Source organism: Pseudarthrobacter sp. NPDC092202 (assembly GCF_044755505.1).
Classification (GTDB): Bacteria; Actinomycetota; Actinomycetes; order Actinomycetales; family Micrococcaceae; genus Arthrobacter.
Genome location: NZ_JBIVRG010000012.1, coordinates 38,575 through 57,293, shown reverse-complemented (window position 1 = coordinate 57,293; position 18,719 = coordinate 38,575). Strand labels below are relative to the sequence as shown.

General features: G+C 67.0%; 20 protein-coding genes. 11 read left to right on the top strand and 9 right to left on the bottom strand.

The annotated features are described in order from the left end of the window. Positions 1-4 precede the first annotated feature (4 nt). On the top strand, positions 5-763 hold the full coding sequence (locus ACIQF4_RS16490; protein ID WP_400516604.1) for an ABC transporter ATP-binding protein: 759 nt from the start codon (positions 5-7) through the stop codon (positions 761-763). Here ACIQF4_RS16490 and ACIQF4_RS16485 read toward each other — a convergent pair. Beyond that, complete coding sequence (locus ACIQF4_RS16485) at positions 751-1,035, bottom strand: hypothetical protein (protein ID WP_400516603.1); 285 nt, start codon at positions 1,033-1,035, stop codon at positions 751-753. The genes ACIQF4_RS16490 and ACIQF4_RS16485 overlap by 13 nt on opposite strands. Positions 1,036-1,157: 122 nt before the next feature. Here ACIQF4_RS16485 and ACIQF4_RS16480 point away from each other — a divergent pair, with 122 nt between their 5' ends. Further along, positions 1,158-1,679 carry a GNAT family N-acetyltransferase gene (locus tag ACIQF4_RS16480; RefSeq protein ID WP_400516602.1) on the top strand — a complete coding sequence of 174 codons (522 nt, stop codon included), beginning with the start codon at positions 1,158-1,160 and terminating at the stop codon, positions 1,677-1,679. Positions 1,680-1,813: 134 nt separating this feature from the next. Here the strand turns inward: ACIQF4_RS16480 and ACIQF4_RS16475 are convergent, their stop codons facing one another. The 3 genes from ACIQF4_RS16475 to rraA form a co-directional block, all read right to left on the bottom strand. Further along, the gene (locus tag ACIQF4_RS16475; protein WP_350003626.1) at positions 1,814-3,250 is read right to left on the bottom strand and encodes a sugar porter family MFS transporter; all 1,437 of its coding nucleotides are present in this window, start codon (positions 3,248-3,250) and stop codon (positions 1,814-1,816) included. Between the two features lie 211 nt (positions 3,251-3,461). Continuing rightward, complete coding sequence (locus ACIQF4_RS16470; RefSeq protein WP_400516601.1) at positions 3,462-5,114, bottom strand: MDR family MFS transporter; 1,653 nt, start codon at positions 5,112-5,114, stop codon at positions 3,462-3,464. 105 nt (positions 5,115-5,219) lie between these two features. Beyond that, positions 5,220-5,720, bottom strand: coding sequence for a ribonuclease E activity regulator RraA (gene rraA / locus ACIQF4_RS16465; RefSeq protein WP_400516677.1), 501 nt, complete (start codon positions 5,718-5,720; stop codon positions 5,220-5,222). Positions 5,721-5,839: 119 nt separating this feature from the next. On the opposite strand from rraA, the gene ACIQF4_RS16460 reads away from it, so the two are divergent. The 6 genes from ACIQF4_RS16460 to ACIQF4_RS16435 all read left to right on the top strand — a co-directional run bounded on the left by ACIQF4_RS16460 (position 5,840) and on the right by ACIQF4_RS16435 (position 11,434). Next, a complete protein-coding gene (locus ACIQF4_RS16460) occupies positions 5,840-7,144 on the top strand; it encodes an MFS transporter (RefSeq protein ID WP_350003628.1) in 1,305 nt (434 codons plus the stop codon). Between the two features lie 137 nt (positions 7,145-7,281). Beyond that, positions 7,282-7,890: a TetR/AcrR family transcriptional regulator gene (locus ACIQF4_RS16455; protein ID WP_350003629.1), complete on the top strand. Its 609-nt coding sequence runs from the start codon at positions 7,282-7,284 to the stop codon at positions 7,888-7,890. 279 nt (positions 7,891-8,169) lie between these two features. Next, the gene (locus ACIQF4_RS16450) at positions 8,170-9,369 is read left to right on the top strand and encodes an NADP-dependent malic enzyme (RefSeq protein ID WP_350003630.1); all 1,200 of its coding nucleotides are present in this window, start codon (positions 8,170-8,172) and stop codon (positions 9,367-9,369) included. A gap of 97 nt (positions 9,370-9,466) precedes the next feature. Then, positions 9,467-9,970, top strand: a complete 504-nt coding sequence (locus ACIQF4_RS16445; protein ID WP_350003631.1) for a DUF456 domain-containing protein — start codon at positions 9,467-9,469, stop codon at positions 9,968-9,970. 42 nt (positions 9,971-10,012) lie between these two features. Beyond that, positions 10,013-10,387, top strand: a complete 375-nt coding sequence (locus ACIQF4_RS16440; RefSeq protein WP_350003632.1) for a nuclear transport factor 2 family protein — start codon at positions 10,013-10,015, stop codon at positions 10,385-10,387. Positions 10,388-10,456: 69 nt separating this feature from the next. Next, on the top strand, positions 10,457-11,434 hold the full coding sequence (locus tag ACIQF4_RS16435; protein ID WP_350003633.1) for a hypothetical protein: 978 nt from the start codon (positions 10,457-10,459) through the stop codon (positions 11,432-11,434). A gap of 6 nt (positions 11,435-11,440) precedes the next feature. Here the strand turns inward: ACIQF4_RS16435 and ACIQF4_RS16430 are convergent, their stop codons facing one another. Then, positions 11,441-12,091, bottom strand: a complete 651-nt coding sequence (locus ACIQF4_RS16430) for a LysE family translocator (RefSeq protein WP_350003634.1) — start codon at positions 12,089-12,091, stop codon at positions 11,441-11,443. A gap of 105 nt (positions 12,092-12,196) precedes the next feature. Here ACIQF4_RS16430 and ACIQF4_RS16425 point away from each other — a divergent pair, with 105 nt between their 5' ends. After that, the gene (locus ACIQF4_RS16425; protein ID WP_231456079.1) at positions 12,197-12,652 is read left to right on the top strand and encodes an Lrp/AsnC family transcriptional regulator; all 456 of its coding nucleotides are present in this window, start codon (positions 12,197-12,199) and stop codon (positions 12,650-12,652) included. A gap of 3 nt (positions 12,653-12,655) precedes the next feature. On the opposite strand, the gene ACIQF4_RS16420 is transcribed toward ACIQF4_RS16425, so the two are convergent. Next, on the bottom strand, positions 12,656-13,114 hold the full coding sequence (locus ACIQF4_RS16420; protein WP_350003671.1) for an Lrp/AsnC family transcriptional regulator: 459 nt from the start codon (positions 13,112-13,114) through the stop codon (positions 12,656-12,658). A 340-nt stretch (positions 13,115-13,454) separates the two neighbouring features. Between ACIQF4_RS16420 and gluQRS the strand changes: the two genes are divergently transcribed. Together gluQRS and ACIQF4_RS16410 are read left to right on the top strand one after the other, a co-directional pair. Further along, on the top strand, positions 13,455-14,336 hold the full coding sequence (gene gluQRS / locus ACIQF4_RS16415; protein ID WP_400516599.1) for a tRNA glutamyl-Q(34) synthetase GluQRS: 882 nt from the start codon (positions 13,455-13,457) through the stop codon (positions 14,334-14,336). Between the two features lie 9 nt (positions 14,337-14,345). Next, the gene (locus ACIQF4_RS16410; RefSeq protein WP_400516598.1) at positions 14,346-15,023 is read left to right on the top strand and encodes an HD domain-containing protein; all 678 of its coding nucleotides are present in this window, start codon (positions 14,346-14,348) and stop codon (positions 15,021-15,023) included. Here ACIQF4_RS16410 and ACIQF4_RS16405 read toward each other — a convergent pair. From ACIQF4_RS16405 to ACIQF4_RS16395, 3 genes are all read right to left on the bottom strand, one after another. Further along, positions 15,001-16,260, bottom strand: coding sequence for a low temperature requirement protein A (locus ACIQF4_RS16405; RefSeq protein WP_400516596.1), 1,260 nt, complete (start codon positions 16,258-16,260; stop codon positions 15,001-15,003). The genes ACIQF4_RS16410 and ACIQF4_RS16405 overlap by 23 nt on opposite strands. Before the next feature lie 45 nt (positions 16,261-16,305). Beyond that, complete coding sequence (locus ACIQF4_RS16400; RefSeq protein WP_066272352.1) at positions 16,306-17,622, bottom strand: ATP-binding protein; 1,317 nt, start codon at positions 17,620-17,622, stop codon at positions 16,306-16,308. A gap of 133 nt (positions 17,623-17,755) precedes the next feature. Beyond that, a complete protein-coding gene (locus ACIQF4_RS16395; protein WP_400516595.1) occupies positions 17,756-18,703 on the bottom strand; it encodes an L-lactate dehydrogenase in 948 nt (315 codons plus the stop codon). Positions 18,704-18,719: the final 16 nt, after the last annotated feature.

The following is an 18,719-nucleotide window of genomic DNA, read 5'->3' as shown; positions in this document are numbered from 1 at the left end:
CGCAATGATTGAGGTCCGGAACGTCTCCAAGAGCTACGGCGGCCAGCCCGTCCTGGAGGCCGTCAGCTGCGTCATCCCCGCGGGCGGGATCACCTCCATCATCGGCCCCAACGGAGCCGGAAAGTCCACCCTGCTCTCACTGATCAGCAGGCTCCAGCCGCTCGAATCCGGTTCCGTATCCGTGGCAGGCCTGGACATCGCCGCAACGGACAGCCGGGAACTCGCCCGGACCATGGCCATCCTGCGGCAGGAGAACCACCTCACCATGCGCCTCACAGTCCGGGACCTCGTGGCCTTCGGCCGGTTCCCGCACTCCGGCGGCCGGCCCACGGTAAAGGACCTTGCCAAGGTGGAAGAGGCCATCGCGCACCTTGACCTGACGCCCATGGCGGACAAGTTCGTGGACGAGCTCTCGGGCGGCCAGCGCCAGCGGGCCTTCATTGCGATGGTGCTCGCGCAGGACACCCGCTACCTGCTGCTTGATGAGCCTCTGAACAACCTGGACATGAAGCACTCGGTGGAGATGATGCGGCTCCTGCGCCGGCTGGCCGATGAGTTCGGGAAGACAATCGTCCTGGTGGTCCACGACATCAACTTCGCGTCCTGCTACTCGGACACCATCCTGGCCATGAAGGACGGGCGGCTGGTCCACCAGGGCAGCCCCCGCCAGATCATGCAGCAGGCCATGCTCCGCGACGTCTACGACATCGACATCCGCATCGAGGACATCGACGGCAACCGGATCGGCGTCTACTTCGCCTGACTAGGCGCTGCCGTCCCGCTGAGCACTGAGGCCAGGTACCGCATCACCAGGGAGGCTGCTATCAACGCCGCGGACAACGGCAGGAAGAACAGCGTGACCAGCTGGAATGCCACGCTGAGGCCCGCGCCCACAGCCTGCGAGTAGGACGGACCCAACTGCAGCGACTGCATGATCTGGGGTGCGAGGATGACCGCGAACGCGCCAACCACTCCAACAATGATTCCCGCCCGCAGGGTTTTCCCCGGCAAGCCTGACGCTGTCTTCTGATCCATCACGGACCTCCCCCAATTAGGCCATGCACTCCAACACTGGTCCCCAGCCAAGCATGGGGCGCGGCGGATCACAAGGAATCCACGCTCCCGGCCCCGGGCAGCCGGCGTGGAATGCTGGAGGGATGATCCGCAACCCTGGTGCACCGCCCTTTTTGATGACGGCCGACGTCGACGGCGGGACTTTCCGGCTCCGCCCCGCCGTGCGCGGGGACCTGCCTGCCATCGTGCGGCTCCTCGCGGATGATTCCATGGGTGCCGGGCGGGAGCGCCAAGGGGATATGGAACCCTACGAGCGGGCCTTTGAAGCGATCGACGCCGACCCCTGCCACCTGCTCGTCGTGGGGGAGGTGGCGCCGCAAGGAGCAGTTGACGGTCCTGTGGTGGCTACCTTCCAGCTCAGCTTCCTGCCCGGCATCTCGCGGCACGGTGCGTGGCGCTCGCAGATCGAAGGAGTGCGGGTGGCGGCCAGTGTCCGGGGCCAGGGCATTGGCAACCGCATGATGCACTGGGCCATCGACGAGTCCCGCCGCCGCGGCTGCACGCTGATGCAGCTGACCACCCACAAATCGCGGACTGCGGCGCACCGCTTCTACGAGCGGCTCGGCTTCGCCGCGGACCATGAAGGCATGAAGCTTCCGCTCTGATTGCGCTGCCGCGCCCTGTGCCCGGGAATGCGTAAACCCTCCCGCACAAGAACAAGTGAAGGAGGGCTTACGGTTTACCGGCAGTAAGTGAAGGAGCGTCGGGGAAATCCGGCAGTAAGTGAAGGAGCGTTGCCCTACGCGGCGGAGCCCTTGCGCACGAACAGCGTTTCGGCCTGCTCCAGGGACATCCCGTTGGTCTCGGGGACCTTGAACATCACGAAGAAGAAGGACGCCGCGGCAAACAGGGCGTACATGGCGTAGGTCAGCGGCAGCGAGCCGGCGGCCATCACGGGGAAGCTGAGCGTGATCACGAAGTTCGCCACCCACTGGGCCGCCGCAGCCAGGCCCAGGGCGCGGGCGCGGATACGGGACGGGAAGATCTCACCCAGCAGGACCCACACCAGCGGACCCCACGAGGCGCCAAAGCTGACCACAAAGACGTTGGCCGCCACCAGCGCCACCGGACCCCACACGCCGGGCAGGGAAATCTCGTCACCGGAACCCACGGCCGTGGAGAAGGCCAGGGCCATGGCACCCAGGGATACCGCCATGCCCACGGAACCGGCAAGCAGGATGGGCCGGCGGCCGATGCGGTCCACCAGGGCAATCGCCACCAGCGTGACCAGGATGTTGGTGACGGACGTGGCCACGGAGATGGTGAGGGAGTCCTTCTCCTGGAAGCCCACGGCCTTCCAGAGGGTGGTGGAGTAGTAGAAGATCACGTTGATGCCCACGAATTGCTGCAGGACGGACAGGGTGATGCCCACCCATACCACTGCCTGCAGGCCGAACGTCTTGCCGCGCACCGAGCCTTTCTGGCCGGCCAGTTTGTCCTCTTCGATGGCGTCCCGGATCTCGCGGATGTGCCGGTCCGTTTCGCCGGCGGGGACGATGGAATCGAACACTTTCCGGGCTTCGTCTTCCTTGCCCTGGAACACCAGGAACCGCGGAGACTCGGGAAGGGTAAAAGCGATCCAGCCGTACACCACCGCGGGCAGGGCTCCGGCCAGGAACATCCAGCGCCAGGCCTCGATCCCCAGCCAGTAGGCCTGGTCGGCGCCGCCGGCGCCGGTTGCCAGGAGCGCGTCGGAGAGCAGCGCCGCAAAGATACCGGTGGTGATGGCCAGCTGCTGCAGCGAGGCCAGCCGGCCACGGACGTGCCGCGGCGAAATCTCGGAGATGTAGGCCGGGGCAATGACCGAGGCGAGGCCGATCCCCAGGCCGCCCACCAGGCGCCAGAAGACCAGGTCCCAGACGCCGAAGGCGAAGCCCGTGCCCAGGGCGCTCACCAGGAAGAGCAGCGCGCCCAGCTTCATGGCGGGGATGCGCCCGTAGTGGTCTGCCACCTTGCCCGCGAGGTAGGCGCCCGCAGCGCAGCCAAGCAGCGCGACGGCCACCGCGAAGCCGGTTACGGCCTCGGAGAGTGCGAACTCGTCCTTCATCGCGTCCACGGCGCCGTTGACCACCGACGAGTCAAAGCCGAACAGGAATCCGCCCACCGCGCCCGCGAGCGCCAGCCAGATCACCCGCTGCGGTATTTGGGCGGTTGTCTGCTCCTGTGCAGTGGGCATGGGTCTCCCTTGGTCTGGGTTTTGGTGGATGCGGTGCGGACGTCGTCGGCTGCGGAACCGGCCTTGGGCCGGCGCACACGCGTTACACAGTGTTCCATGCCACGGGGCGCCGTTCCAGTCGGGTGCCGGCTGCGGGCCTGCTTGTCCGCAAACAGGCGACGACGGCGGCGGGGCGGGCCGCCGTCGTCGTCCTTCAGGGGGGCGGGGCGGCTTAGTGGGCCGGCACCGTTTCCTGGGAGGCCGCCTTGGGATCCGTGAGCTTCTTGTTGGGCAGCGCGAAACTGATCAGGAACGCGATGCCGGTGAGCACCGCCGCGGTGAGCATGACGGCATCGATGGCGTAGGCGAAGCCCTCTATGATGGGGCGCGTCAGCGTGCTGTTGGCGGTGTGGAGCCAGCTGGTGTCATTAAGGGAATCATTGGACGCGCCGTTCTGGAAGAACTCGTACAGCTTGGCGTTGGCGGGGTCCGTTGCCACAGCCGGGTCCTGCAGGACCGCCTGGTACTCCGGACTTCCCATCGCAGCCGTCATGGTGTCGGCAATCCGGGCGGCCGCCAGGCTGAACAGCATGGAAATGAACACTGCGGTGCCAACGGCGCCGCCCATGGAGCGGAAGAATGCGGCCGATGACGTGCCCACGCCCATGTCCCGGCGTGGCACGGACACCTGCATGGCCAGGGTGAGCGGCTGCATGCAGAAGCCCAGGCCCATCCCGAAGAACACAGCGATCACGCCGGGAACCCACAGGCCGGTGTCCACGCCCAGGGACAGTCCCATGGCGGTGGCGGCCGCGGTGAGGATGGCCGTGCCCAGGATAGGGAAGATCCGGTACGTGCCGGACGCCGAGATGGTGCGGCCCGCCGTGATGGAGCCGGTGAGGATGCCCACGGTGAAGCTGATCATCATCAGGCCTGCTTCCGTGGGCGTGAGGCCCTTGACCAGCTGCAGGTACAGCGGGAGCATGGCGATGGCTCCGAACATGCCGATGCCGATGATGAAGTTCAGCAGCGAGGACAGGCCGAACGTCACATTCCGGAAGAGGCGCAGGGGAATGAGGGCGTAGTCGCCGGCCCGCTTCTCTGCCAGCAGGAACCAGGCGATGCCCGCCACGCCCAGGCCGTAGCAGAGAAGAGAGTTGAAGGACGTCCAGCCCCAACTGCGGCCCTGCTCCGCCACCAGCAGCAGCGGAACGATGGCCAGCGTGATGGCTGCGGCGCCGAAGTAGTCGATCTTCTGCTTCACGTGCTTGGCCGGCAGGTGCAGGAACAGGAACACCACGGCGAGCGCGGCCAGGCCGATGGGCAGGTTGATGAAGAACACCCAGCGCCAGCCCTCAAAGCCCAGGATGTTGGCGGAACCGGCGAACGCGCCGCCCACCACGGGGCCCAGTACGGAGGAGATGCCGAACACGGACATGAAGTAGCCCTGGTACTTCGCCCGGTCCTTGAGCGAGACAATGTCCCCGATGATGGTCAGCGCGAGTGCCAGCAGGCCGCCCGCCCCGAGCCCCTGGACACCGCGCGCCAGCGCCAGTTCGGTCATGGAGTGCACCGACCCTGCGTACAGGGAGCCCACCAGGAAGATCACGATGGCGGTCAGGTACAGCGGGCGGCGGCCGAAGATGTCGCTCAGCTTGCCGTACAGCGGTGTGCTCACCGTGGAGGTGATCAGGTAGGCAGTGGTTGCCCAGGCCTGGAGCGAGAGCCCGTCCAGGTCGTTGGCGATGGTGTAGATGGACGTGGACACAATGGTCTGGTCCAGCGATGCCAGGAACATGCCCAGCATCAGGCCCACCATCACGGTGACAATCTGGCGCTGTGTCAGGGTTTCTCCGGCGGCGCGCGCGGCAGCTGCGGTGGGCATGGGTACTCCAGGGGAAGGAAAGGGATCACGCATTGATAGTTGCTTTCAGTAACTATCGCATGCCCAGTCCTATTCCTCCCGCGGGGAAACTTTTCCCGCCCGGGGCTACCGCTCCACGAGGATCCCGTCCGGGTCGCACCAGATCATGCACCCGGGACGGATGGCCACGCCGTCGATCTGCACATCCACATCCACCTCGCCGGCGCCGGCCTTGGCGCTCTTGCGGGGGTTGCTGCCCAGGGCCTTCACGCCGAGGTCCAGGGCGGCAATTGCCTCGCGGTCGCGGATCGCCCCGTTGATAACGACGCCGGCCCAGCCGTTTGCCACGGCGCTCTCCGCGATCATGTCCCCCATCAGGGCCGTGCCCAGGGAACCGCCGCCGTCCACCACCAGCACCTTGCCGTTGCCGGGCGTGGCCAGCGTGGACTTCACCAGGGCGTTGTCCTGGAAGCAGCGGATGGTACGTGCCTGTCCGCTGAAATGGGAGCGGCCACCCAAGGACTGGAACTGCAGTGATACGGACGCCAGTTCGTCTCCGCGTTCGTCATAAAGGTCCGCCGTGTTGACGGCGGTGGTGCCCTCCGCCGGCGTTGACGCTGCGCTCATGGTGTTCTCCTCGATGCTCGTGGCCGTCCTGGTGGCCGCCGCCGTCATACCCGGCGGGGCGGTACCGCCCACGATAGTCTGACTCCGTCGCCATTTAGCCGCAGCCGGGGGAATACGTCATGAGTCTGTCCGATACGCCCGCACCCCTTGACCCCGCACGCCAGGGCCACGGGGCCAGTCTGCAGGGCGGTGCGACGGCGGCACTCGCCGAACCAACGCGGAAGGTCACCGCACGGTGGGTGACCGGGCTGGTCCTGGTGAACGTTGGCATCAACGCCGCGTTCTTCGGCCCCATCCAAATCTTCATCGGGCTGCAGGCCATCAGCTTCGATGAAGCGAACAAAGAAGCCATCCTGTCCCTCGCCACCGCGTGCGGAGCCGCGGTATCACTGGTGGCAAACCCGCTCTTCGGCGCCCTCTCGGACCGCACCACGTCCCGCTTTGGCCGCCGTTCGCCCTGGATACTGGCGGGTGCGGTGCTGGCAACGGCGGCCCTCCTGGGCATGTCCGGAGCGGGCACGGTGGCCCTCATGGTGCTGTTCTGGTGCCTGGTCCAGTTGGGGGCCAACGCTGCCTACGCTGCCATCACCGCCGCCGTCCCGGACAGGGTGCCTGTGCCTCAACGCGGAAAGGTGGGCGGACTGGCAGCCATGGGCCAGACGCTGGGTATCCTCTTCGGCGCGGTCTTCGGCGCAGTGGTGTCCGGCAACTTCATGGTGGGCTACTGGCTCTGCGCTGCAGCCCTTCTCCTGTCTGTGCTGCCATACCTCTTCCACCGCGATGATCCCGTGCTCCCCAAGGGCGTCCTGCCGCGCTTCCGCCTTGGGGTGTTCCTTCGGGGGTTCTGGATCAGCCCGCGGCATTACCCGGACTTTGCCTGGGCTTGGCTTACCCGCTTCCTGGTCAACGTCGGCAACCAGCTGACCATCGTCTACCTGCTCTTTTTCCTCCGGGACATCCTGAAGCATGAGAACCCGCCAGCTGGCTATTTGGTGCTCACCGGCACCTACACGCTGATGGTGATGATCACGGCCGTGGTGGCCGGTCCCTGGAGCGACAGGGTTGGCAGGCGCAAGCCGTTCGTCATCGGCTCCTCGGCCATCATCGCCATGGCGGCCCTGATCCTGGCGCTCTTCCCCGTGTGGCCTGCAGCCCTGGCGGGCGCCGCAATCCTGGGGATCGGGTTCGGGGCGTACCTGGCGGTGGACTTCGCCCTCCTGACGCAGGTCCTGCCCCTCGCGTCGGACCGGGGCAAGGACATGGGCATCATCAACGTGGCCAATTCCCTACCGCAGGTGGTGGCCCCGGTGCTGGCCCTGGTTGCTGTCACATCATGGGGAGGCTACCGCTCCCTGTTCGTTACCGCTGCCGTCATCGGCCTCCTTGGCGCCGTTTTCGTGGTGAAAATCAAGAGCGTCCGCTGACCTGCCAGGGGCCCGGAACTAAGGCCGCTGACTAATTACGGCACACCGTCGTGCCGTATAGTTGATCCGGATTTGGCGGCAGTCCAGCAGGGGACGATCGTGGCTGCCGCACCATAGAAGACAACCCCGGAACGCTGATGCCAGACACCATTTCAGACCATCCGCCCATGGCCCCGAGGCCTTCAGCGCCGCGCCAGAGGCACCGCTATACCAAGATCCTGGAAGCTGCAGGCGGGTTTGCACGCAAGGGCCTGGAGTCTGTGGACATGGGTGAAGTGGCGGCGAGGGCAGACGTGCCGATGGGTACCCTCTACCGGTACTTTCCCTCCCCGGCGCACCTGATGCTCGCGCTCTACCGCCACCAGCTGGAGGAGCTCCAGGGAACCGGCCGGACCACGGCGGCCCGCTTCCGCGGCCGGGCCCTCAGCAACCTGGTGATGGAGATTTTCCATATGCGGGTGATGCAACCCGCGGTGGAGCAGTGCCTTAGCCGCGGCGTCTACCTTCCGGAGCGGGATACCACCGCCCTCCTGCGTGACATCGACTCGCTGAGCGAGGAGGCGGTTGCCGCAGCCTCCGGCGATGCCACCGCCGCACGCGTGCTGCTGCTGGCCATCACTGGTCTGGTCCACTCCGTCCGCAACCGCCGGTTGTCCCTCTTTGAGGCGGAAGAGGACCTCAAAAAGGCGTGCGCCCGTCTGGCACCGGGCCGTGAGCCCGGCTACACACTCCATCAAAGCGCGTAACAGGTCTAGACCAATTCGGCCTTAAATCAGCCATAATGCCGTGACGTGGGCCACATGCTGCGCGGATAAAACGCTTAGGCAGCCGTTTATTGGTGTCAAGTCGCGCGCCGTCCGCTTTGGCGGGCCCTACGATTGTCCAAACGGAGCAGCGGGGACCAATCCCCCAAGCTTCCACGGGCCCGCCACCCCTGGGTATCCTGCCGCACCCTAGCCACCGCCGAGCCAACGGCTCATGCCCCACGAGCCGTGCGCCCACGGCCAGCACCAGGAGACAACGACGTGTCCATTGACGCACTTGCAGCAACCGACAATTCCGCAGCCACCGCCCTGACCGAAGCCGAGATCTTCGACGCCCACCAGGGTGGCAAGCTCTCCATCGCCAGCACCGTTCCGCTGTCCAACAAGCGGGACCTGTCCATCGCCTACACCCCCGGAGTGGCTGAGGTGAGCCGCGCCATCCATGCCAAGCCCGAACTCGCGCGCACGCTCACCTGGGCCCAGCGGCTTGTGGTGGTGGTCAGCGACGGGACAGCCGTCCTTGGCCTCGGCAACATCGGAGCCAGCGCCTCACTCCCTGTTATGGAGGGCAAGTCCGCCCTGTTCAAGACCTTCGGCGACCTCGACTCGATCCCCCTGGTCCTCAACACCACCGACGTGGACGAGATCGTGGAGACCCTGGTCCGCCTGCGACCCAGCTTCGGCGCCGTGAACCTCGAGGACATCTCCGCACCCCGCTGCTTCGAGCTCGAGGAAAAGCTCATCGAGGCGCTGGACTGCCCCGTCATGCACGATGACCAGCACGGCACTGCCGTGGTTGCCCTCGCCGCCCTGACCAACGCCGCCAAGGTAACCGGCCGCGGCCTTGAAAGCCTTCGCGTGGTGGTTTCCGGCGCAGGAGCGGCCGGCATCGCCGTCGCCGAAATCCTGCTGGCCGCCGGCATCACCGACGTCGTCCTGCTGGACTCCCGCGGCGTCATCAACAGCGCCCGCAAAGACCTTGCAGCGGACACCGCCAGCAAGAAGGCTGACATCGCCGGCCGCAGCAACCCCCGCGGCATAGAAGGCGGCCCAGCCGAGGCCCTCGCCGGAGCCGACGTCTTCATCGGCGTTTCCTCCTCCAAGCTGGACGAGGAGCACCTGAAGCTCATGAACCAGGACGCCATCGTCTTCGCGCTCTCCAACCCGGATCCTGAAGTGCTCCCCGAGGTCGCCGTGAAGTACGCCGCCGTGGTGGCCACCGGCCGCAGCGACTTCCCCAACCAGATCAACAACGTCCTGGCCTTCCCGGGGATCTTCCGCGGTGCCCTGGATGCCGGAGCCCGCCGCATCACCCCGGCCATGAAGCTCGCCGCAGCCTACGCCATCGCCGATCTTGCGGCGGAGGACCTCTCGGCGGACTACATCGTGCCCAGCCCCCTGGATCCGCGGGTTGCCCCTGCCGTGACGGCGGCGGTCGCGGCCGCCGTGGAAGCCGAGTAGCTTCCCTTCCCTGAAGGAACGTACGACGGCGGTGCCTCCCCTGCACGGGAGGCACCGCCGTCGGGGTTAAGCGGGCGCCAACCCTAGACTGGGACCCATGAACTCGGAAACCGTGGTGACCATCCTGTGCGGCCTGGCAATCCTTGTGGGCGTGGCCGGCACCGTGATTCCGGTCCTCCCCGGCAGCATCCTGATCGGCGCGGGACTGCTCGCCTGGGCCATCTGGGGCGGGGCCGGCACTGCGGGCTGGGTGGTGTTCGCGGTGGCCATGGTGTTCGTGGTGGCAGGCATGGCCGCCAGCGCTGTCCTCACCGGCAGGAAGCTCAAGGAGCACGCCATTCCGAGCCGAAGCATCGCCGTTGCCCTGATGGCGGGCGTGGTGGGCATGTTCATCATTCCCGTGGTGGGGCTTTTTGTGGGCTTTGCCGCGGGCCTGCTGCTGAGCGAATTCCTGCGCACCCGGAACATCGGCTCCGCGACAACCTCCAGCTGGGCCGCCCTCAAAGCCACCGGGCTGGGCATGCTTGCCGAGTTCGGCCTGGCCTGCCTCGCGGCCAGCACCTGGGTGATCGGCGTCTGGGTCGCCGCCGCCAACGGCTGAAAGAACTTGCGGCCTGGATGCCGCAGGGCGTAGAACGGCACCATGACGGACCAGACTTCAGCCCGGGACCACGTGCACGCCTGGATGGAAAAATACCAAACCGCCTGGGCCAGCAATCTGCCCGGCGACATTAGGGACCTCTTTACCGAGGACGCGCGGTACGAGACGCGGCCGGGCGATCCGGACCCGTGGCTGGGCCGGGATGGCATCGTGGACCGCTGGCTTGCGGCCCGGGACGAACCGGCAGACTGGACCTTTTCGTGGCAGCTCCTGGGTGCGGACGGTGACACCGCCTTCGTCCAGGGCGTGACTACCTACTCCGCCGGGAGGCCCTCCTACGACAACCTGTGGGTCATCCGGTTCGACGGTGAAGGCCGCGCCGCCGCCTTCACCGAATGGTTCATGGAGCGGGCCTAAGCCTGTCTGTGCTGTCGGGCCGGCCGCCGGGCCTCGGCGTGGGCGGCCGTGCACGGTTAGCATGGAAAGATGACCGCCGGGGACACTGCACCGATCTATTGGGACAGCCGCGACCTCACACCGTTCGGCGCGCCGCAGCTGCGCACCCCCGTCCATGACCTCGCCGGGGGAGTGGGCGAACTGCTTACCGGCGTGCTCGGCGGACGCCACCCCTCGCTGCTCTCGGTGGACGGTGAAATCCCCCGGCTGAAGCGCATGATGCCCAAGCCGGCCAAGGCCGTGCACGACGCCGTGTTCGCCAGCCGCCAGCCCGAGCAGCTGATCACGCTCGCACGGGCCTATCCCGGATGGGCCGGTCTCTGCTACCTCATGTCCGGGCTGCTGGTCTACAAGCAGGGCGGCTACCTGCGCGCTTCGGAGCTTCTCCAGCGCGGCCTCACCACCAGGAACGAGGACGAGGCCAACCGCTACTCTTCGACCTACCTCACGCGGATCGTTACCCGGATCGAGCTGGCGGAGCGGGTGGAAATCCCTGTCCTGTTCAGCGAGGAGTCGGTGTTCCTGGCACTTGCGCACTCGCTGCGGGAGACGGGCCGCACGGAAGCTGCGCTGGACGCCCTCTCGGGGCTGCCGCCGTCGCTCCCCATGGCCCTGGCGCGCTGTTCCCTGGCCCTGACCTTGGGCAGGAGCCGGACAGTGATCGACTGGACCGACGGGCTGCTCAACGCGGACGACCTCTCGGCCGCGCTGCTGCTGGTACGGGCCCGGGCCCTGCGGCGGGAGGGGCGGCTGGAGGCTGCGAACCAGACCCTCACCGAGGTGCTGCGCCGCCGCAAAACCCACATGACGCTGCGCAATGACGCCCTCACTGACCGGGCCCTGCTGCTGCTTGACTCCAGCCGGAGGTCGCTCAATCCGCGGGACTGGGGGCGGCGGCACGAGGACCCGGTGCCGCAGCGGGAGATTGCCGCCCCGGTGCCCATCCGCAAGGATGAGGAGATGCGCCGGATCTGGGAACAGGACTGGCAGAAGCTCAGCGGCGACTAGGGCTGCCTACCCGGCTGCGCCCGTGCCGGCCATCACCGGCAGTAGTTGCTCGGCAAGCAGCACCAGCGCCAGGGCAACCATAATGATTCCGCTGGCCAGCGTCACCGCCCGGGCGGCGCCGGGCCGGGTCTGCAGCAGGGTGCGGGACAGCAGGGCAACAGCGGTGTACACCAGCCCCGCGAGCAGCACGAACGTCATGCCCAGCAGGCCTGACTGCACCGGGACCGGCAGGGGAGCGTCGGCGCTGACGAACTGGGGAACGAGCGCCACGTAGAACAGCAGGCCCTTGGGATTGATGCCGCTGGTTCCCATCCCCTGAAGGAAGGTGCGGAGCCCCGTGCCGCCCCCGCTGCCGCCGCCGGCCGTGAAGCTTGCTGCCCGCCACGAGCGGAGGGTACTGACGCCAAGCCACATCAGGTACGCGGCGCCGGCCAGGGTGATCCATCCCAGGACCCCGGGCGCACCCGCCAGGACTGCCGCCAGCCCCGCCACCAGCAGGACCGTGTGAAGGACGTATCCGCCGCAGAGCCCCGCCACGGCCGGCACAAAGCTGCGCTGCCTGAGGCCGGCAGCAATGGAGTACGCCCAGTCCACCCCGGGGGTGCAGGCCAGGGCGGCGGCCACCAGCACAAAGGCCATAAAAAGCTCGGGGTTCATCGTTTCTCCTGCGGTGCGATCCAACAGGAGAAACACTAGATACTTTGGACGCGGAAGTGCTGTCCCTTTTCGCTGACAAAGCAGCGCTGGAGGTAAGATTCTTGCGTGATCGACCATATTGACAGAAACATCTTGCGCCACCTGAAAGAGGACGGCCGCATGACGGCCACGGCGCTCGCTGCAAAGGTGGGCCTGACGGTTGCGCCCTGCCACCGCCGGCTCCGTGACCTGGAACGGTCGGGCGTCATCCGGGGCTACAAGGCGGACATCGACCCCTCCGCCGTTGGCCTGGGATTCGAAGCGATTGTTTTTGTCACGCTCCGCCAGGTGGACCAGGCAACCATGGAGATCTTCGAGAACCGCGTGGCGGACAACCCCAACATTGTGGAGGCCCAGCGGCTCTTCGGTTCTCCCGACTACCTGCTGAAGGTCATCGCGGAGGACCTGCCCGCGTACCAGCGCTTCTACGACGCAGTTCTCACGTCCCTGCCCGGCGTGGAGCGGCTCACGTCCACGCTGGTGATGAAGAACCTGAAGTCCAACGCGGGCCCTCCGGTGTAAGGGTCAGTCCCTAAGCAGCCCTGTGGTGCGGTACGGAATGACTTCACGCAGGAACATGCTGGTGGACGTCCGCACGATCCCCGGGCAGAGCCTGATCTCCTCCGACACCCGGTAGAGGTCGTCCGGGCTGGTGGCCACCACGCGGATCAGCAGGTCCGTATCACCGGCGGGAGCATGGCATTCAAGGACTTCCGGAATGTCCCGGAGCGCCGCAATGGCCTCGTTGAGGTGGCTCTGGTCCAGCTCCGCGCTCACGGAAGCGGCTACTCCCCGTCCCAGCGCGGCGGGAAGCACCCTGCTGCTGTTGGGGCGGAGGGCGCCCGAGGACGTCATGCGCTCCAGCCGCGACTGGACCGTGCCGCGGGCCAGCCCCAGCCGCTGGGCCAACACCATGATGGGAACCCGTGGATCCTCATCCAGCGCCCCCAGGATCCGCTTGTCGGTGGAGTCCAGTTCCTGCAATCTGATCACTTCCTGTCCCTCTGCGCCGCGGAGAGTGGTCAGACTGTTCAACGGCGGCCGCGCCTGTTGCACCAACTGTACGGATGCTGGTGAAATGTTGGCAATGAGGGCAAAGCTACCGCTGATCCCCGCAGGCTCACAGGCTGCCGGCACACCACCCGGACACTGGACACCGCTTCCCGCAAGGAGGCTGCCCTGATTGACTCTTGTTCACACCATGGTCTTTCTGTAAACACGGCAAGGGCCCCTGAACTACCGGCGTCGGATCTCCGAAGTCATCGGTAGCTGAGGGGTCCTTGTGTTGTCCCCGGGCACCGCGTCCCGCGCCTAGTGTTGAACCATGACCTCCGCCGGCCGCTTCGCCCCCAGCCCTTCCGGGGAACTGCACGTAGGAAATCTGCGCACCGCAATCCTGGCCTGGCTGTTTGCCCGTTCCGGCGGGCGCAGGTTCCTGCTCCGCGTGGAGGACCTTGACCGGGCCCGCGCCGGCTCGGAGGCCGGGCAGCTGCGGGACCTGCAGGCTGTAGGGGTCACCTGGGACGGCGGCGTGGTGCGCCAGACGGCCCGCGGCCCACTGTACGCCGGGGCGATCTCACGGCTGGAGGCAGCGGGCCTCACCTACGAGTGCTTCTGTACGCGCCGGGAAATCCAGGAGGCGCCCTCGGCTCCCCACGCGCCGCAGGGTGCGTACCCGGGAACGTGCCGGAACCTCGATCCCGCTGAGCTGGAGTTCAAGCGCTCAGCCAGGCCGGCCGCCATCCGGCTTCGTGCCGGCACCGCCGAGTACACCGTGCGGGACCTCCTGCACGGGGAGTTCACCGGCGTGGTGGACGACTTCGTGCTGCGCCGCAATGACGGCGTGACCGCGTACAACTTGGCGGTAGTGGTGGACGACGCGGAACAGGGCATCGACCAGGTGGTGCGCGGCGACGACCTCCTGCCGTCCACCCCGCGCCAGGCCTACCTGGCGTCCCTCTTGGATATTCCTTCTCCGGAATATGCGCATGTTCCCCTGGTAGTGAACAACGACGGCGCCCGGCTGGCCAAGCGTGATGGGGCAGTTACCCTGCAGGACCTCGCCGACGCCGGGATTCCGCCCGCTGCCGTACGGGACCGGCTGCTGGAATCGCTCGGGCTGCCGGCAGGGCCGCTCGCGAAGGCTTTGGCTGCTTTCGATCCAGATACCCTGCCGCGGAAGCCCTGGGTCTGGAGCGGCCCGTAGGCTTAGGGCATGTCAGACCAGCATGCTGCGGAGCAGACCCCGGCGCCCACATTCACCGTAGAAACAGCGAAGGTCCTCGCCGAGGTGGCCCACAACCGCCAGAAGGACAAGCTGAAGAGGCCTTACAAGGACCATGTCCTCGCGGTGGGGGACGCGCTGGCCGACTTCGACGACGACATCCGGATCGCGGGCTACCTGCATGACATCGCCGAGGACACGCCCATGACCAGGCAGGCCCTGCTGGACATGGGCGTATCTGAGCGGGCGGTGGAAATCATTGAACGGGTCACTAACCGGCTGCACAGCAACCCGGACGACTACCAGGCAGGGATCCGGGAGATCGCCGAACACCACGATGCTGCCCTGGTCAAAATCGCGGACAACGCGCACAACTCGCTGCCGGAGCGGGTCCGGGCCTTGGCGGAAAAGTGGCCGGACAGGCCGCCCGTCACCAAGTACCGGGATGCCCGTCCCGTGCTGTACGCCGCAGTGGAGGTTGAGGAGATCCGGAAAATCCTCGCGCGCGTGAATCCGCGGCTGCTGGAAGAACTGGATGACCGCCTGGATGAGGAGGACACCACGGATTACGAGAACCTGTCCTACGGTGACGCCGGGCCGGAGGCTGTGCGGGAGCCGAACGCTGCGGAACGTGATGCTTCCGGCGCTACGTCGCCCGGGGACCGGTAGTTCCTGGTTCCAGCTTTTGAAGGGCAAGATGCAGCCGGCCGGACCCGCGGCGTTCGTCGACCACGATCGAGGCGCCGAGTGCCAGCACAATGACCAGCAGGCAGACGGGGACCGAAACGCCAGCTGCCGCCAGGCCGACTGAAACGGCCATCGCCGCCAGCACACCGCCGGCAACCGTGATCACCGTGCGGTCCGGGCCCACCATGATGCTGTACAGCCACGTCACGGAACCCTTGAACAGCGCCACCGGGATGGCGATGCTGGCCACGGCGGCAGCGCCGCTGATATGGGCTTCGTGGTCAATGTAGTAGGCAGCGACGTGCAGGCCCGCGCCGGTGGCGGCAATGGCGGCGAAGATGGGGATGTGGCCGTAGCCGAAGAGGAAGGACCGGTTCCGGCGGAGGTGCAGGGCTCGTCCGGCCGGCAGCATGAAGTAGATCCACCACATGGCAAACGCCAGCGCTGTCCCGCCAAAACCGACCAGCGCCGCATCAACGCTCCAGCCATGGTTGGCCACGATGGCCCGAAGTGTCTCGATGGCGCCGATCAGGCATTCACCCAGGGCGATGATGGCCAGCAGGCCGTAGCGTTCGGCAATGTGGTGCGCGTGCCAGGGCGTCCTGGTTTTCCGCTCAGCGGCGAAGGGGGTGAACATCTCCAGCGCGATCAGCGGCGCAATCATCAGCAGCGTTGCGGGAACGTCAGCCTCGATCACGGCTACCGCAATCCAGCCCAGCTGCACCAGTGCGAGGTATCGCGCGTAGCGCAGGCACGTCTCGCGGCGGGCCGGGTCCTGCCGGGCAGCCCTGAGCCACTGGGACACCAGGGCCAGCCGCATGATCACGTAGCCGCCCACAATCACCGCGTTGTCCACATGCTCGCCCTCCACCAGCGAATGGAACATGGGCTCGATCCCCATGGCCAGGATCAGGACGCCCACGATCTGGATCATGGTGACCACGCGGAAGATCCAGTCGTCCGTGTCATAGGCGCTGGCGAACCACGTGAAGTTGATCCACGCCCAGATCACTGCGAACATCGCGAAGGAGAAGCCCAGCAGCCCGGCGACCACGTGGGCTTCGGCGATCTCATGGGCGAACTGGCTGCCGGCAACCCCGAAGGCGATGACGAAGGTCAGGTCGAAGAAGAGTTCAAGGGGAGTGGCGGCCCGGTGCGTCTCGTGCGGGTCCCGGCCGCCCATGCGCGCCATGGCATGGCGGAGGGGATTGGAAGACATGGGTCAAAGATTACGCCCCGCCGTTCCCGCCCCGGAACTTGTGTCCTAAACGCGGCCCAGGGCGTCGATGTCCTCCAGGAACTCCTGGTGCGCTTCGGCGCTGACCGTGGTCCGAGTGTCGCCGATGGCGTCCAGGTAGTCCTGGGTGGATGGACCCTTCCGCACCGCCTCCCGGACGGACAGGCTGCCTCCGGAAGCGAGCCCGCCGTCGTCGTACACTGCTTTCTCCAGCGCACGCTGGGAGGCACTGCGCGCGGCATATTCAATGTCCGCCGGGGAAAAGCCCTCGGTGCGTTCCACCAGCAGCTCCACGTCCACCGAGTCCACCACGGGCGCGGGGATGAAGCGCTGCCACATGGCTTCGCGGGCCTGCCGGTCCGGCAGGCCGATGGGGATGACGTAGTCGAACCTGCCATGGCGCAGGAAGGCCGAGTCCAGGGCGCGGATGAAGTTGGTGGCGCAGACCAGCAGGCGGCCGGGCTGTTCGCGGAAGGCGGGGATGATCTTGAGCAGCTCGTTGGTGACGCCCTGCAAAGGGGACGGCGGCTCGCCGGAGCGCTGGGAGGCGATCTCCTCCACCTCATCGATGAACACCACCGCGTGCTCAAGCTCGGCGATCTCCAGGAACGTCTCCCGGAGCGCGCCGGCCAGGCCCTGGGGATCAGCGGCGAGCCGGGAGGGGAAGACCTCCACGAACGGCCATTCCAGCCGGGACGCGATGGCCTTGGCGAAGGTGGTCTTGCCGGTGCCGGGCGGGCCGAAGAGGACCACGGCGCGCGGCGGGACCACGCCGAACTCGTCGGCGAGGTCTGCTTCGGCAAGGGGAAGGACCAGGCGGCGTTCCAGCAGTTCCTTTTCCTTGCGCATGCCGGCCACGTTTTCCCAGAGGTCCCGGGCCAGGACGCGTCCGCCGAGCTGGCCGAGCGCACCGAGTTCCTGCCGCTGGACGGGGATGGTGCGTTCGAAGTAGCGCAGGTTCTTCTTCAACGCGAAACCGCGGCTGAGGAACGCCTCCACCCGCGTTTCGGACTCCGGCATGAGGGCTGAGAGCTTATTGAGGCCGTGGGGCGCCATCCGGTTCTCGACGGCGGCGAGCAGGGAGGTGCCGATTCCCCGGCCGCGGTACTCAGGCAGCGTTGCCAGGAAGACAATCCAGCCCTGGTCATGGGCGGCACGTCCGACGGCGGCGCCCACCACCTGCTCGCCCTGCACCGCCACCACGGCATGGTCCTTCTCGCAGGAGGCCAGCACCTCGGACAGGGCATAGACCGGTTCCACGTTGCTCGCCTTGAGGCTTTCCCAGAGATGCAGGATCCCGTCCAGGTCCGCCGAATGGAAATCCCTGATGCGCCAGTTGGTCATGGGTCTACTCCTGAGGTGGTTCGTCGTTGAACTGTTTAAACGGTGTGCAGCGCTGTGCCGAGCATATGCGACCCGCCGCGGACGGGGGGTTGCGGGGGCGTTGCATGACGGCCGGCCAGGCCGGCGGTGGCGGTCAGACGCCCAGGGTGTCCAGCGAATGCCGCAGGGTGTCCGCGGAATGCTGCAGGGCCGCCAGCTCGCCGTCGTCCATGGGCATCTCCAGGACGGTGTGGACGCCGCCCCGCCCCACAACGCTCGGCAGGGAGAGGGCAACGCCGGAGATTCCGTGCTGTCCGTCCAGCACCGTGGACACCGGCAGCACCGCCTTGTCGTCGCGGAGCAGGGCTTCCACGATGCGCGCACCGGAGAGGCCGATCGCGTAATTGGTTGCGCCCTTGCCGGCGATGACCTTGTACGCCGCCTGCGTCACTTCGCGTGCCGTCTCGGCCAGGTACTCGGGGGTGAAGACGCGTTCCCCGTCCACCATCCAGTCGCGGACCGGCATGGGGCCAATGGTGGCGGTGGACCATACCGGGAACTCGGTGTCCCCGTGCTCGCCCACAATGCTGGCGTGGACGCTGGGGACGGCCACCCCCGCCCTCCGGGCCAGTAGCCAGCGCAGCCGCGAGGTGTCCAAGACGGTTCCGGAAGAAAAGATGCGCCCCGCCGGCAGCCCCGAAATTTTCTGGGCTGCCACGGTGAGGACGTCGCAGGGGTTGGTGACCAGGACGTAGACAGCGTCGGGGGAGTGCTTGAGGAGCCGCGGCATGAGTTCTTCCAGGATCCGCACGTTGGTGCCCGCGAGGTCCAGCCGGGTCTGGCCGGGCGCCTGCTTGGCTCCGGCCGTGATAACGACGACGTCGGCCCCTTCCGTCGCTGCGATGTCCCCGCCGCCGGTCATGGACGCGGCGGCGGCAGCGAACTGGGTGCCGTGGGCGAGGTCCAGCACCTCGGCTTCAGCCTTGGCGGCATTGACGTCGAACAGGGCGATGTTGCTGGCCGAACCGCGGATCAGGGCAGCGTACGCAAGGGAGGTTCCCACGCTCCCGGCTCCCACAACCGCAAGTTTGGATCCTGACATGGGGTACCTCGTTTCC